The organism is Paenacidovorax caeni (assembly GCF_001298675.1).
Taxonomy (GTDB): Bacteria; Pseudomonadota; Gammaproteobacteria; order Burkholderiales; family Burkholderiaceae_C; genus Paenacidovorax; species Paenacidovorax caeni.
Genome location: NZ_CYIG01000017.1, coordinates 1 through 14,640, shown reverse-complemented (window position 1 = coordinate 14,640; position 14,640 = coordinate 1). Strand labels below are relative to the sequence as shown.

General features: G+C 68.6%; 10 protein-coding genes. 2 read left to right on the top strand and 8 right to left on the bottom strand.

What is annotated here, in order from left to right; all coding sequences use genetic code 11:
- Positions 1–39 precede the first annotated feature (39 nt).
- The 4 genes from BN2503_RS09110 to BN2503_RS09095 all read right to left on the bottom strand — a co-directional run bounded on the left by BN2503_RS09110 (position 40) and on the right by BN2503_RS09095 (position 5,501).
- On the bottom strand, positions 40–1,485 hold the full coding sequence (locus BN2503_RS09110; RefSeq protein ID WP_054256344.1) for a NarK family nitrate/nitrite MFS transporter: 1,446 nt from the start codon (positions 1,483–1,485) through the stop codon (positions 40–42).
- A gap of 22 nt (positions 1,486–1,507) precedes the next feature.
- Positions 1,508–2,770 (bottom strand): MFS transporter, encoded by a 1,263-nt coding sequence (locus BN2503_RS09105; protein WP_054256343.1) that lies wholly within the window; start codon positions 2,768–2,770, stop codon positions 1,508–1,510.
- Positions 2,771–2,970: 200 nt separating this feature from the next.
- Positions 2,971–3,630 carry a response regulator gene (locus tag BN2503_RS09100; RefSeq protein WP_054256342.1) on the bottom strand — a complete coding sequence of 220 codons (660 nt, stop codon included), beginning with the start codon at positions 3,628–3,630 and terminating at the stop codon, positions 2,971–2,973.
- The gene (locus BN2503_RS09095) at positions 3,627–5,501 is read right to left on the bottom strand and encodes a type IV pili methyl-accepting chemotaxis transducer N-terminal domain-containing protein (protein ID WP_054256341.1); all 1,875 of its coding nucleotides are present in this window, start codon (positions 5,499–5,501) and stop codon (positions 3,627–3,629) included. The genes BN2503_RS09100 and BN2503_RS09095 overlap by 4 nt, the downstream gene beginning before the upstream one ends.
- Before the next feature lie 107 nt (positions 5,502–5,608).
- On the opposite strand from BN2503_RS09095, the gene BN2503_RS09090 reads away from it, so the two are divergent.
- A complete protein-coding gene (locus tag BN2503_RS09090) occupies positions 5,609–6,748 on the top strand; it encodes an aminotransferase class V-fold PLP-dependent enzyme (protein WP_054256340.1) in 1,140 nt (379 codons plus the stop codon).
- A gap of 112 nt (positions 6,749–6,860) precedes the next feature.
- On the opposite strand, the gene BN2503_RS09085 is transcribed toward BN2503_RS09090, so the two are convergent.
- The 3 genes from BN2503_RS09085 to purU all read right to left on the bottom strand — a co-directional run bounded on the left by BN2503_RS09085 (position 6,861) and on the right by purU (position 10,363).
- On the bottom strand, positions 6,861–8,348 hold the full coding sequence (locus BN2503_RS09085) for an FAD-linked oxidase C-terminal domain-containing protein (protein WP_054256339.1): 1,488 nt from the start codon (positions 8,346–8,348) through the stop codon (positions 6,861–6,863).
- Positions 8,349–8,410: 62 nt separating this feature from the next.
- Positions 8,411–9,304, bottom strand: coding sequence for a LysR substrate-binding domain-containing protein (locus BN2503_RS09080; protein ID WP_054256338.1), 894 nt, complete (start codon positions 9,302–9,304; stop codon positions 8,411–8,413).
- A 210-nt stretch (positions 9,305–9,514) separates the two neighbouring features.
- Complete coding sequence (gene purU / locus BN2503_RS09075) at positions 9,515–10,363, bottom strand: formyltetrahydrofolate deformylase (protein ID WP_054256337.1); 849 nt, start codon at positions 10,361–10,363, stop codon at positions 9,515–9,517.
- 152 nt (positions 10,364–10,515) lie between these two features.
- Between purU and BN2503_RS09070 the strand changes: the two genes are divergently transcribed.
- Positions 10,516–13,194, top strand: coding sequence for a sensor domain-containing protein (locus tag BN2503_RS09070; protein WP_054256336.1), 2,679 nt, complete (start codon positions 10,516–10,518; stop codon positions 13,192–13,194).
- On the opposite strand, the gene BN2503_RS09065 is transcribed toward BN2503_RS09070, so the two are convergent.
- Complete coding sequence (locus BN2503_RS09065; protein ID WP_054256335.1) at positions 13,154–14,026, bottom strand: ChaN family lipoprotein; 873 nt, start codon at positions 14,024–14,026, stop codon at positions 13,154–13,156. The two genes, BN2503_RS09070 and BN2503_RS09065, sit on opposite strands and share 41 nt — an antisense overlap.
- Positions 14,027–14,640: the final 614 nt, after the last annotated feature.

Here is a 14,640-nt window from a genome sequence, read left to right as displayed (position 1 = left end):
GTGGGGCTCCTTGAAATCGTTGTCGGGGTCAGGGACGTATCAGCAAGGCATTTCCGCGTTCTTGCGCGCGTAGTACCACCAGGTGATGACGATGCACAGGGTGTAGAAAACCGCAAACATCCACAGCGCGAACTCGGGCCCGCCCGTTGCCGCGATTGAGCTGCCATAGCTCTTGGGAATGAAGAAACCGCCGTACGCCCCCAGCGCGCCGGCAAAGCCGACGGCGGCGGCGCCCTCGGTGTTGCCGTCCTTGATGGCCTGGGCCTTGGCGGCGTCGTCGTTGCCGCGCAGCTCGTTGAGCTTCTGCGTGAGAAAAATCACGGGAATCATGCGGAAGGTCGACCCGTTGCCAATGCCGGTGGTAAGAAACAGCATCAGGAACATGACGAAGAAGCCGCCAAAGCTGCCTTCCTGCGGGCCGAACGGCAGTGCGTAGCCGCCCGCACCCTTGGGCAGGAAATACAGCACGCCGAGCACGGCCAGCGCCATGACGATGAAGTTCCAGAACGTCACCACGCCGCCGCCCACCTTGTCGGACAGCCAGCCGCCGAAGGGACGGATCACCGCGCCCACCAGCGGACCGAGCCAGGCATAGGCCAGTGGGTTGACGTCAGGGAACTGGCTCTTGATGAGCAGCGGAAAGCCCGCCGCGAAACCGATGAACGAGCCGAAGGTCCCCAGGTACAGCACGCACATCAGCCAGTTGTGCTTGCGCTTGAAGATGGCGGCCTGCGCTGCGAAGCTGGCCTTGGCGTCGGCGATGTCGTGCATGCCGAACCAGGCAGCGATCGACGCGATGGCGATCCACGGCACCCAGATGAAGGCCGCGTTCTGCGCCCACACCTGCGTGTGCTCGCCGTTCTTCACGATGGTCTGCGCCTCGCCGCCGAAGATGCCGAAGATGCCGGCCGTGATGACCAGCGGACTCAGGAACTGCACCACCGACACGCCCAGGTTGCCCAGGCCCGCATTCACGCCCAGCGCCGAGCCCTTGCGCTCCTTCGGAAAGAAGAAGCTGATGTTGGCCATGCTGGAGCTGAAGTTGCCGCCACCCAGCCCGCACAGCAGCGCCAGGATCAGCATGGTGGGGTAACTGGTGGTGTTGTCCTGCACCGCCACGCCGATGCCGATGGCCGGTATCAGCAGCGACGCGGTGGACAGCGCCGTCCAGCGCCGCCCACCGAACACCGGCACCATGAACGAGTAGAAGATGCGCAGCGTGGCGCCCGAGAGCGCGGGTGCCGCGGCCAGCCAGAACAACTGGTTGGTCGAGTACTTGAAGCCCAGGGCGGGCAGGTTCACGGCGACCACGCTCCAGACCTGCCAGATGGCGAAGGCCAGGAACAGCGCGGGCACCGAGATCCACAGGTTGAGCTTGGCGACAGCCTCGCCCTCACGCTCCCAGAACTGTTTGTCCTCAGGCGTCCAGAGCGTGAGCAGGCGGCCCTGGCGGGCGCCGGCGTGCGATACGGCGGGGGTTGACATGGAAGGCACCTTTCAGAAGGTTTCAGTGATCCATCACGTCGGTGCGGCGCACCTCGGTGAAATACATCCAGATCAGCGAGACCCAGACCACGCCGTACATGAGCATGAAGGCGCTGGAGCGGACACCCGTCCAGTCCATCAGCGCGCCGAACATGATCGGCAGGATGAAGCCGCCCATGCCGCCGGCCAGCCCCACGATGCCGCTGATCGTGCCGATGTTGCCGGGGTAGTCGTCGCTGATGTACTTGAACACGCTGGCCTTGCCGAAGGCCCAGGCCACGCCGAGTACGGCCATCAGCGCGGTGAACACATAGACGTTCAGGCCGATGTGGAACACCTTGGGGCCATCGACGGTGAGAACGGTGAAGTCGGTCTGCGGGTACGACAGCAGGAACAGGCAGATCCAGCTCACCCACAGAACCCACCAGGTCACGCTGTGCGCGCCGTACTTGTCCGACAGCACGCCACCGATGGCGCGCAGCACGCCACCGGGCAACGAAAAGCACGCGGCCAGCAGCGCAGCCACGCGGATGTCCAGGCCGTACTCGCCCACGTAGTACTGCACCATCCACAACGCCAGCGCCACATAGCCGCCGAACACGATGCTGTAGTACTGGCAGTACTTGAGCACCCTGGGGTCCTTCAGCGCCTTGAGCTGGTCCGTGAACTTGACGTGGCTTGGCACCAGGTGCGCGGGGTTGCTGTGCGAGAACACCCAGAACAGCACCAGCGTACCCAGCATGATGGCCGCATAGACATGCGGCACGGCCTGCCAGCCGAAGGCCACCAGGATCACCGGGGCGACGAACTTGTTCACCGCCGCGCCCGAGTTGCCCGCGCCATACACCCCCATGGCCGTGCCCTGGCGGTGCTTGGGAAACCAGCGTGCCACGTAGGGCGTGCCGACCGAGAAAGCGCCACCGGCCAGCCCCACGAACAGGCCGATGACGAGAAAGTGCCAGTACTGCGTGGCGTAGCCCATGACCCAGATGGCGGGCACGGTGAGGGCCAGCAGCACGGCCATGACGATGCGCCCGCCGTACTTGTCGGTCCAGATGCCCAGCGGCACGCGCACCAGCGAGCCGGTGAGCACGGGCATGGCGGTGAGCAGGCCGAACTCGGTGGCGTTCAGGTTCAGCATCTTCTTGATCGGGATGCCGATGACGCCGAACATCATCCAGACCATGAAACAGACGGTGAAAGCCAGCGTGCTCACGATGAGCACCGACCAGGCCTGGCGGGTGTGCCGCGGGTCTTCTGCTGCGTGGGGTGACGGGGAAGGCATGGAAGTCCTCTCTTGCGAATGCCTTGCCATGGTAACCCAGGGCCCGCGCCTTGCCCATCCGTCTGTGGAAGGCCCACGGCACGGCAAAAGGACGATGGCGCCATCGTCCGAAAGAACTATGCCGCCCCTGCAGATTTCAAGCCAAAAGGGGCCTCAGCGCCCGTCCATCAAGCGCTGGCAGCTATCAAAAAGAGAGTTCGTTAGCGCAGGCGGTCCGAGGCGTACACCGCCGCCTGCACGCGCGAGCTCAGGCCGAGCTTGCGCAGGATGTGCTGCACGTGGATCTTGACCGTGGTCTCGGCGATGTCGAGCGTGCGCGCGATCTCCTTGTTGCTCGCGCCGCGCGCAATCTCGCGCAGCACGTCCTCCTCGCGCGGGGACAGGGGCGAAGCCGCCTCGGCTTCGGCCACGGGCGGCGGCACGGGCGCCCCCTGGCTCTGGAAGGCCGCCACGAGCTTGCCCATCATCTCGGGGCTGACCACCGGCTCGCCGCGCGCGGCGCGGCGGATGGCTTCGCTCAGCAGGTCGCCGTCGATGGTCTTGAGCAGGTAGCCCTGCGCGCCATGGCGCAGCGCGGCAGCCAGGTCCTGGCCATCCTCGCTCACCGTGAGCATGACCACGCGGCAGCCAGGGGCGGCCTCGCGCAGCCCGGCAATGGCATCGACGCCGAGCACACCGGGCAGGTGGTTGTCCAGCAGGATGACCTGCGGCTGCAGGCCAGGCACCAGGCGCAGCGCCTCGGCGGCATCGGCCGCCTCGCCCACCACGCACAGGCCCTCGTCCAGGCCAATGAGCGCGATCAGGCCACGGCGGAACAGGGTGTGGTCATCGACGACAAAAACGGTGATGGGAGCGGTCATGCAAGCGCGGGGACGACGGTGGACGCAGACGGCAGCACGATGCACACGCGCGTGCCGCCGCCACCGGGCGCCGAGTCTACGCGCACCTCGGCGCCCACCCGCAGGGCGCGCTCGCGCATGATGCCCAGGCCCACGTGCAGCGAGTCGGGCGCCACGCGCGCAGGGTCGAACCCGCAGCCGTCGTCGCACACCTCGAAGCGCCAGGGGTGGCGCTCCACGCGCAGCTCCACGTGCCGCGCCTGGGCGTGCTTGCGCACGTTGGACAGGGCCTCCTGCACCATGTGCAGCACCTGGATCTGTACATCGGGCGCCAGCGGCAGGCCCTGGCCGCTCATGCTCAGGTGGGTGGCCACGCCGGTCTGGTGCTCGAACTTGGAGAGCGTGGCGCGCAAGGCGGCTTCGATGTCCTCGTCGCTGGTGCGCGTGCGGAAATGCACCAGCAGCTCGCGCACGTCAGCGTAGCACTCGCGCACGCCGGCCTCCAGCTCGGCCAGGCTGCGCTCGCGCACCTGCGCGTTGTCCTTGGCAATGGCGTCGCGCAGCAGCTGCGTCTGGATTTTCAGGAAGGCCAGCGATTGCGCGATGGAGTCGTGCAGCTCGCGCGCGATCAGGCTGCGCTCCTCGGCCACTGCCGCCTCGCGCTCCAGCGCCGTGGCGCGCAGGCTCTCCATGGAGCTGGCCAGGTGGTGCGCCATGGTGGACAGCAGCCCGCGCGTGTCCGGCGACAGGCTGCGCGTGGTGCGAAAGAACAGCGACACCTCGCCCAGCAGGCGCTGCTGCAGCCGCACGGGAATGCTGACCACGGTCTCGAACCCGGCCTCGCGGCAGTGCGGCAGCTGCTGGGCCGACACCGGCGTGATGGGGATGATGCGCATCTGCGCCGTCTCCTGCGCCTGGCCGCAGTCGCAGCTGCCCGCCGCCAGGCAGTGCTCCTGTTCGGCCAGCGCCTGGGGCAAGCCGTCGGCGGCCAGCAGCACGTAGCGCTCATTCGATTCGTCGGACCAGCGCACGGCGGCGGCATCGCAGCCCGCCACCTGGCGGATCTGCTGCACGAAGCCCTGGGCCAGCGCCTCCAGGCTGCCGGCCTCGGCACCCAGCGCGCTCACGGCGTAGAGCGCAGCCAGGCGCTGGTTCTGCTCCTCGATGCTGGCCGTCTTGTCGCGTACCTTGCGCTCCAGGTCCTCGTGCGAGGTCTGCAGCGCATGGGCCATGAGGTTAAAGCCTGCCGCAAGCTGGCCAAACTCGTCGGGCGTATCCACCACCAGGCGCGTGCCCAGGTCGCCCTGGCGCACGCGCTCCAGCGCCTGCTGCAAGCGCGCCACCGGGTGCAGCACCAGCAGGTAGCTCACCGCCATGAACGTCACGGCGGCGGCAATCGCCAGCGCCACCATGAGCAGTTGGAACAGGTGCAGCACCGCCGTCCAGCGCGCAATCTGCGTCTCGATGGACTCGACGAAGGCGTTGACGTGGAGCACGAAGGCGTCGGCGCGCTCCACGGCCTGCGCGGGCATGGCCTCGTTCCAGTGCGAGCGCAGGATGCGCCACTCTTCGCGCACGCGCTCGAAGCGCTCGCGCGTTTCCTCGGCCCGGGGGACGAACAGCGGGCGCGCCGGGTCGCCGGTGCGCAGCAGCTCCAGGCTGTCGTCGAACTGGCGCTCCAGCGCGGCCACGCGCTCGGGCGACTCGTTTTGCTGCGCGATCACCATGCGCAGCATGTTCATGCGCAGGCGCCCGGCCTCGTTCACCGCCGCGGCGCCGCCTTCGAGCTGCCAGGTCACCCACAGCGTCAGGCCGATCGAGGCCAGGGCGATGAGCAGGAAGCCCACGCCCAGCGCCAACAGCTTGGTGGAAAGAGACGGCTTCTTGCGCATGGCGCGAGTGTAGGAGGCGGGGGGAATCCCCTTCAAGGCCGCGCGCCTTGCCCCCGGGGGCGCATGCCACAATGCCCCGATCCCATTGACCGACGGAAATACCCCCCATGCCTGGACTCTTGCCCGATATCGATCCCGATGGCCTGCTCGAATTCTCGGTGGTCTACACCGACCGCGCGCTCAACCACATGTCCAAGCGCTTCACCGGCGTGATGCAGGACATCCTGGCCACGCTCAAGGAGGTGTACCACGCCCACACCGCCGTGCTGGTGCCGGGCAGCGGCACCTTCGGCATGGAGGCCGTGGCGCGCCAGTTCGCCAACAAGCAAAAGGTGCTGATCGTGCGCAACGGCTGGTTCAGCTTTCGCTGGAGCCAGATTTTTGACGCCGACACCGGCCTGGGCGGCGGTGCCGTGGTCTGCAAGGCGCGCAAGCAAGGCGACGGCCCACAAGCCCCCTGGGCGCCGTGCCCGGCCGAGGAGGTGGCGGCCACCATCCGCGCCGAACGGCCCAAGGTGGTGTTCGCGCCGCATGTGGAAACGGCCAGCGGCATCATCCTCTCCGACGACTACATCCGCACCGTGAGCGCCGCCGCGCACGAGGTGGGCGCGCTGTTCGTGCTCGACTGCATCGCCTCCGGCGCCATGTGGGTGGACATGCAGGCCACCGGCGTGGACGTGCTGATCTCCGCGCCGCAAAAGGGCTGGAGCGGCTCGCCCTGCTGCGCCATGGTGATGCTGAGCGAGCGCGCGCGCCAGGCTATCGACGGCACGACGAGCAGCAGCTTCGCCTGCGACCTGAAGAAGTGGATGCAGATCGCCGAAGGCTACGAAAAAGGCCAGCACGCATACCACACCACCATGCCCACCGACGCGCTGGTGCGCCTGCGCGACGTGATGCAGGAAACGCGCGCCTACGGCTTCGAGAAAGTGCGCCAGGAGCAGATTGCGCTGGGCGCCCAGGTGCGCGCGCTGCTCGAATCGCGCGGCTTCCCCAGCGTGGCGGCCGAGGGCTGGAAGGCGCCCGGCGTGGTGGTGAGCTACACCACGGACCCCGGCATCCAGAACGCCAGCAAGTTCGCCGCCGTGGGCCTGCAGACGGCCTCGGGCGTGCCGCTGCAGTGCGACGAAGGGCCGGACTTCAAGAGCTTCCGCATCGGCCTGTTCGGCCTGGAGAAGTGGCACAACGTGGAGCGCACCGTGGGGCACCTGCGCAACGCGCTGGACCAGGTGGCACCGCACAGCTAACAGCCCCCTGCCCCCACTGCCAAGGCCACCTGCGGGTGGCCTTTGGCTTTTGAATGCTATGGATGAGATAGCTGCCAGCGCACGCCAGACGCGCGCTAGAGCCCTTTTTTATTCAAAACCGCGGCAAGTCCGGGTGCGCGATCCGGCCGCCGCGCACGAGCATCTTGCCGTACTCGGCGCAGCGGTGCAGGGTCGGCACCACCTTGCCGGGGTTGAGCAGTCCGGCGGGGTCGAACGCCTGCTTGAGCGCGGCCATCTGCGCGTTCTCCTCGGCGGTGAACTGGGTGCACATGCTGTTGAGCTTTTCCACGCCCACGCCGTGTTCGCCGGTCACGGTACCGCCCATGGCCACGCTGGTTTCCAGGATGTCGGCGCCGAACAGCTCGCAGCGGTGCAGCTGGTCGGGATCGTTGGCATCGAACAGGATCAGCGGGTGCAGGTTGCCGTCGCCGGCGTGGAACACGTTAACGCAGCGCAGGCCGTACTTCTTCTCCATCTCGGCAATGGCCAGCAGGATGTCGGCCAGGCGCTTGCGCGGGATGGTCGAATCCATGCACATGTAGTCGGGGCTGATGCGGCCGCTGGCTGGAAAGGCGTTCTTGCGCCCGCTCCAAAAGCGCAGGCGCTCCTCCTCGCTCTGGCTGACCGAAATGGCCGTGGCGCCCGCGCCGCGCAGCACTTCGCTCATGCGCTGGATTTCTTCTTCCACCTCCTCGGGCGTGCCGTCGCTCTCGCACAGCAGGATGGCCTCGGCCGTGAGGTCGTAGCCGGCCTTGACGAAGTCCTCCACGGCGGCGGTCATGGGCTTGTCCATCATCTCCAGGCCGGCCGGAATGATGCCTGCGGCAATCACCGCCGCCACCGCGTCGCCCGCCTTGCGCACGTCGTCGAAGCTGGCCATGATGCAGCGCGCCAGCTGCGGCTTGGGGATGAGGCGCACCGTGATCTCGGTGGCCACGGCCAGCATGCCCTCGCTGCCGATCACGGCGGCCAGCAGGTCCAGGCCCGGCGTATCGAGCGCGTGGCTGCCGAACACCACCGGCTCGCCCGCCATGGTGTAGCCGCGCACACGCAGCACGTTGTGCACCGTCAGGCCGTACTTCAGGCAGTGCACGCCGCCCGAGTTCTCGGCGACGTTGCCGCCGATGGTGCAGGCGATCTGGCTGCTCGGGTCGGGGGCGTAGTACAGGCCGTGCGCGGCCGCGGCCTCGCTGATGGCGAGGTTGCGCACGCCGCACTGCACGGTGGCCGTGCGGCTGGCCGGGTCCACGCGCAGGATGCGGTTGAACTTGGCCAGCGACAGCGTGACGCCCAGCGCGTGCGGCATGGCGCCGCCCGACAGGCCGGTGCCCGCGCCGCGCGCCACCACGGGCACGTTCAGGCGGTGGCAGGTGCGCAGCACGGCCTGCACCTGCTCCTCGGTCTCGGGCAGGCAGACCACCAGCGGGCGCTGGCGGTAGGCGGTGAGGCCATCGCACTCGTAGGGCACGGTGTCCTCGGCCTGCCACAGTAGGGCGTGCGATGGCACGCAGGCCGACAGGGCCTGGACGACCTCGCGCTGGCGCGCGGCGCGTTCAGTGGGGCTGGGCGGATTACTCATGTTTTGATAGCTTCCTACGCTTTCTGGATAAAGGCCAGAGCCTGCTTTCATTGAAATTCGTGTCACACCATGGCGCGGCGCAGCCACTCGGCGAAGGCGGCGCATTCCCAGCGCTCCATGGTGCCGGTTTTCCAGCACAGGTAGTGCGCGTAGGGGCTGGCGACCACGGTGTCGAACAGACGCACCAGCGTACCGCGTTCCAGCCAGGGCGCCCCCAGCTTGAGGCGCACCGGCGCCACGCCCATGCCGGCGGCCGCGGCGTCGCACATCAGGCCCACGTCGTTGAACTGCGAGCCCTCGCGCGGCTCGCCCCAGTCCAGCCCGGCGGCGGCGAACCAGGTGCGCCAGGGCTCCAGGGGGCTGCGCAGCAGGGGCAGGCCCTCCAGGTCCTCGGGGCGCTCGAACGGGCCGTACTCGCGCACGAAGCCGGGCGAGGCCAGGGGCGTGAGCACGTCGCGCGCCAGCTCCACGTGCTCCATGTCGGCGTAGTGGCCGGGGCCGAAGCGCACCACCAGGTCGGCGTCTTCGGCCACGCCGTCGAGCAGCGGGATCGAGACCTGCAGCGCCAGGTCGATCTCGGGGTAGGCCTCGGTGAACTGGCGCAGGCGCGGAATCAGGATGGCGCGCGCAAAGGTGGGCGTCACGGCCAGCGTCAGGCGCTTGCGCCCGGGCGCCACGGCGGCGCCAGGAAGGCGCTGCAGCGCGGCCAGGCCCTCGCGCACCTGGGCCAGGTAGCTGCTGCCGTCGGCCGTGAGGGAGAAGTCGCTGCGGCCGAACAGGCGCGTGCCCAGGATGTGTTCGAGCTGCTTGACGCGGTGGCTCACGGCGCTGGGCGTCACGCACAGCTCATCGGCCGTCTGCGTCACGCTGCGCAGCCGCGCCAGCGCCTCGAACGTGATGAGGCACTGGATGGGCGGAATGCGGCGTGCCGTGGTCAGGTGGGGAAGCGCGGACATGGCGAAGCGGGTAACAGGGCGGGCGGAATCCGAGCGAGCATAGGCCAAGCGCACGGCGGCGCACTGGGGCACGGCGGCTGACGGAGTGCTATCAAAAGCGAAGCTTCTGGCGCCTGGCAGTCGATGGTTTCAAGGTTGTTCACTTCTTGAAGACTTGCCCATCAAGCGCCAGCAGCTACGTTCTTCATAGCACTGCCCGGTGCGCCGCCTTCAGCGGAACACCACCGTCTTGTGCCCGTTGAGCAGCACGCGGTGCTCGCTGTGCCACTTCACGGCGCGGGCCAGCACCAGGCTTTCGGTGTCGCGGCCGCGTGACGTCAGGTCCTCCACCGTGTCGGTATGGTCGGCGCGTGTAACATCTTGTTCGATAATCGGCCCCTCGTCGAGGTCGGCGGTGACGTAATGGGCGGTGGCGCCAATCAGCTTCACGCCCCGGTCATGCGCCTGGTAGTAGGGCTTGGCGCCCTTGAAGCTGGGCAGGAAGCTGTGGTGGATGTTGATCGCCCGTCCCGCCAGCTTGGTGCACAGGTCGTTGGACAGCACTTGCATGTAGCGCGCCAGCACCACCAGCTCGGCCCCCTCGGCCTCGATGATCTCGTATTGCCGGGCTTCGGCCTGTGCCTTGTTGTCCTTGGTCACCGGGATGTGGTGGAACGGAATGTTGTAGCTGGCGGCCAGTTGGTAGAAGTCGCGGTGGTTGCTGATGATGGCGCGGATGTCGATCGGCAGCAGCCCGCTCTTGACGCGGAAAAGCAGATCGTTGAGGCAATGGCCTTCGCGGCTGACCATGAGCACGGTGCGCATGGCCTCGGCACAGGGGTGCAGGCTCCAGCGCATCTGGAACCCCTCGGCGAAAGGTGCCAGCTGGCCCTTGAGGGCTGCGCCGTCGTGCTGGGCACTGGCAAACTGCACGCGCATGAAGAACAGGCCGGTGGCCTGGTCGTTGTACTGCGCGGCTTCCTCGATATTGCAGCCGTGCTCCAGCAAAAAACCGGAAACGGCGTGCACCAAGCCAAGCCTGTCGGGGCAGGACAGGGTGAGAATGTAGGTTTGTGTCATGGTTGCGGATTGTCGCAGCAGCCTCCGGTGGCTGCCGGGCATCCGCCGGGCCTGCGGCGGCGATGGGGCGCGCGTGGGCGGGAAGGCGGCCAGGGCGTATTGTGTGGTGGAGTGGGGCTGCGCCGTCTTCGGGCTCCCAGCGGAGCGAATTAATGGAAATCAACACACCGGAGCACAGGCTGCGGATGGCGCCGTGGTGGGGCATGGTGCTTTACCTGGCGGTGGGCGCGGTCTGGGTGGCACTGGGCGACGCGCTGCTGCCCGCGCTCATCACCGACCCGCTGTGGCTGGCACGCGGCCAGACCATCAAGGGCTGGCTCTACGTGCTCTTCACTGGCGTGCTGGCATGGTGGCTGCTGCGGCGCATGCGCACGGCCGAGGCCGCGCGCTGGGCCCTGTCGCAAGAGCTGGCCCAAATCGCCAGCCATGCGCCCGCGGGGGTCGCACGCGTCGAGCTGGGCACGCTGCGCATCCTCTGGGCCAACGACCGCCTGTGCCAATGGCTGGCCATGTCACCCGAGGCCGTGCTGCAAGCCAACTTCCGCGAATGGGTGGTGCCCGACGACCAGGGGCGGGCGCAGCAGCAGCTTGAACAACTGCTCGATGGGCGCATCAACTACTACCAGGGCGAGCGCCTGTGCCTGCGCGCCGACGGCCGGCCACCGCTGCCCGTGCTGTGCAACGTCAGCCATGTCCCCGCCTCCGGCAGCACGCCGGCGCACCTGGTATGCCTGCTGCTCGACATGGGCGAGATCGGCGCCACGCGCGCGGCGCTGGTGCGCAGCGAAAACAGCCTGCGCCTGGCACTGGACGGCAGTGGCAGTGGCATGTGGGACTGGGATCTGGTGCAGCGCCGCTCTGCCTACTCGCAGGGCCTGGTGCGCCTGCTGCGCTTCAAGGGCGGCGAACTGCCGCATGGCCTGCACCTGCTGCGCCGCCTGCACCCCGACGACCGCCAGCGCGTACGCCGCGCCGTCGAGCGCTCGCTGGCCACGGGCCAGCCCTTCGACGAGACAGCGCGCCTGCAGTGCTTTGACGGCGAATACTGCTGGTTCCAGGCACGCGGCCAGCGCCACCTGAACACGCAGGGAGAGCCCGAACGCTTTTCCGGCATCCTCACCGACCTGACCGACCGCCGCGCCGCCGAGGAGCGCCAGCGCCTGGCCGCCACGGTGGTGGACAACACCACCGAGGGCGTGGTCGTGACCGATGCGCAGAGCCGCATCCTGTCGGTGAATGCCGCCTTCACGCGCCTGCTGGGCTACACCGAGGAAGAGCTGCGCGGCCTCACGCCGCGCGTCTTCAAGTCGGGCCGCCACGACAAGGCGTTCTACCAGGCCATGTGGGAGTGCATCCAACGCACCGGCCACTGGCAGGGCGAAATCTGGAACCGGCGCAAGAACGGCGAGGTGTTCCCAGAGCACATGTCGCTGTCGGCGGTGCGCGACCCCAAGGGCGACATCACGCACTACGTGTGCATGTTCACCGATATCTCCGAGGAAAAAGCGCAGCGCCAACGCCTGGAATACCTGGCGCACTATGACCCGCTCACCGGCCTGTCCAACCGCCTGTGGTTTGGCCAGCAACTGAGCGCCAGCGTCGAGCAGGCGCAGGCCGGCGGCGAGACCATGGCAGTGCTGCTGCTCAACCTGGACCGATTCAAGGACGTGAACGACAGCTACGGCCACGCCGTGGGCGACGAGGTGCTCAAGCACATCACGCGCCAGGTGCGCTCGGCCCTGCGCCCGGGCGACCTGGTGGGGCGCATGGCGGGCGACGAGATCGCGGTGGTGGCGCGCAATCTGCGCCACTCCGACGGCGCCGCGGCCGTGGCACGCAGCCTCATCGCCGCCGTGGGCCAGCCCTGGACATCGCCCGACGGCATCGAGGTGGTGGCCGGGGTGAGCGTGGGTATTTGCATGTTCCCCGAGCACGCCGACTCGGCCCAGGGCCTGCTGCAGGGCGCGCACGCCGCCGTGTACGGCGCCAAGGCGCGCGGACGTGGCGCCTGGTGCTTCTTCAACGAGGACATGACCCAGGCCGCGCGCGAGCGCCTGGAGCTGGAGGCGCGCCTGCGCGTGGCGCTGGCGCAGGGGCACCTGCAGCTGTACTACCAGCCGCAGGTGGATATCGCCACGGGCCGCCTGGTGGGTGCCGAGGCGCTGGTGCGCTGGATCGACCCCGAGGAAGGCGTCATCTCGCCCGGGCGCTTCATTCCCGTGGCCGAGAGCTCGGGCGTCATCGGCCAGTTGGGGCAATGGGTGATCCGCGAGGCCTGCCAGCAGGGCCAGCGCTGGCGCGATGCCGACCTGCCCGAAATCACGCTGGCGGTGAACATCTCGCCGCGCCAGTTCCACCTGACCGACGTGGCCGGCTGCGCGGCCCAGGCGCTGGCGGACTCGGGCTTTCCGCCGCGCTGCCTGGAGTTCGAGCTGACCGAGACCGCGCTGGCCGAGCGCCCCGAAGAAGCGCGCCAGGTGCTGCTGCGCCTGCAGCAGCTCGGCCTGCGCACGGCGGTGGACGACTTCGGCACGGGCTACTCGTCGCTGTCGTACCTCAAGCGCTACCCCATCGACGTGCTGAAGATCGACCAGGGCTTCATCCGCGACATCCCGCACAACGCCGACGACATGGCCATCAGTGCCGCCATCATCGCCATGGGCCACAGCCTGGGCCTGCAGGTGCTGGCCGAGGGTGTGGAGACCGCCGAGCAGCTCGCCTTTCTGCGCGAGCGCGGCTGTGACGCCTACCAGGGCTACCTGTACAGCCGCCCGCTGCCAGCGCCTGAATTCACGGCGCTGCTGCAGCAGCAGGCGCAGATGCCGGCGTAGCCGCCGGAGCCGGCACGGACGACCACTGCGCGCGCAGTTCGGCGCAGTAGTCGCGGGCCGGCAAGGCGGGTGTTTTCTGGATGTAGTCCGCTTCTTTTTCGATAGCTGTTCGCGCTTGCCCTGCCTGGGCTATGGCCACTTTGTAGTCCAAACCATGGGGCAACCAGGCGGGCACGCCCAGGCTGCGCTGCACATGCTGGTGGCCCGCCGCCAGCACCACGGTGCGGCCCGGGCGCAGCGCCTGCAACGCCGTCTCGGCCAGGCTCTGGTCGCGCGCCAGCTGGATGCGCGCCATCGCCGGGACCTGGCCCTCGGGCAGCAGCCCGCAGTGGCCCTCGCGCACGTCCGCCTGCTGGCGCGCCAGCGCCTCGGGCGGCAGACGGGCTTCAAGCGCCGCGTCGCGCCGGGCGCTGGCCAGACGCGCGCGCGGCAGGTTGCCACCCAGCACCGGCGCGCCCGCGCGCACCGCGGCCATGACCACCGGGCCGTAGTCGGCCCAGGGCCAGGCTTCGTCAGGCCAGCGCAGCGCGCCGCGCACCTCGGCTTCGCTCGCCGTGGGCGGCAGGCCCTCGGTGCTGGCGCCCGCCTCGGCCATTTCGATCACCAGCGCCGCCAACTGGCCGCGCTGCGCGAGCCACTGCACGGTGGCCTGCTCCCACTGCTGGTGTTCGGGCGCGTCGTGCTGCTCGCCCAGCAGCAGCAAGGCCGTGGGGGGCTGCGCGCTCAGCGCGTCCCGCCAGGCCGGATCCAGCGGCCTGGTGGCGGCGCAGGCACACAGCAGGGCCAGGGGGAGGACGGAGGCGGCGAGGCGCCGGATGGAGGGCTGGGACATGGGGCGATGCTAACCGTTATCACTTACTCGCTGGCAATAGCTACTGTTTGTGTAGCTGGATGCGCTTTACTGGTAAGGGTTTTTGGCCGTTTTGATGCATGTGGTGGGTTTCCTTCCCGGGGCCGGGACTCGCCCCGGCGGGCGACCTCCTTTCTTGTCGCGCGACAAGAAAGGAGGCAAAGAAACGCGCCCCGCAGTCTGCGACCCCCACGCTGCGCGTGGGGGCACACCTGGGGCGAGACGCTGGCGGGGTGCGCTGCGGAACTCGCTGCGCGCTGCGCGCTTCGCTCAAACAACCGCAGCGAGTCAGTTCACGAAGCATGCGCGACTTCGCGCATGCCACCCCACCACCGCCTCGCCCCAGGCGCAGCCTGAAAGGGGGTAGGGACGACACGGGCCATCGCTACGCTCGGCCCCCAACGCGCAGGCGCTGCGCGCCGCGCGCCCCAGGCCGAGCGCAGCGATGGCCCGTGTCGTCTTCAAACCCCTTCTGGCCGTACCGAGGAGCGCAGGGCGTGGGGCGGGCGCGTGTGCCGCAGGACACACGCGCTTCGTGATCTGACTTGCCGCGTCTGTTTGAACGGAGCGCGTAGCGCGCAGTGAGTTACGCGGCA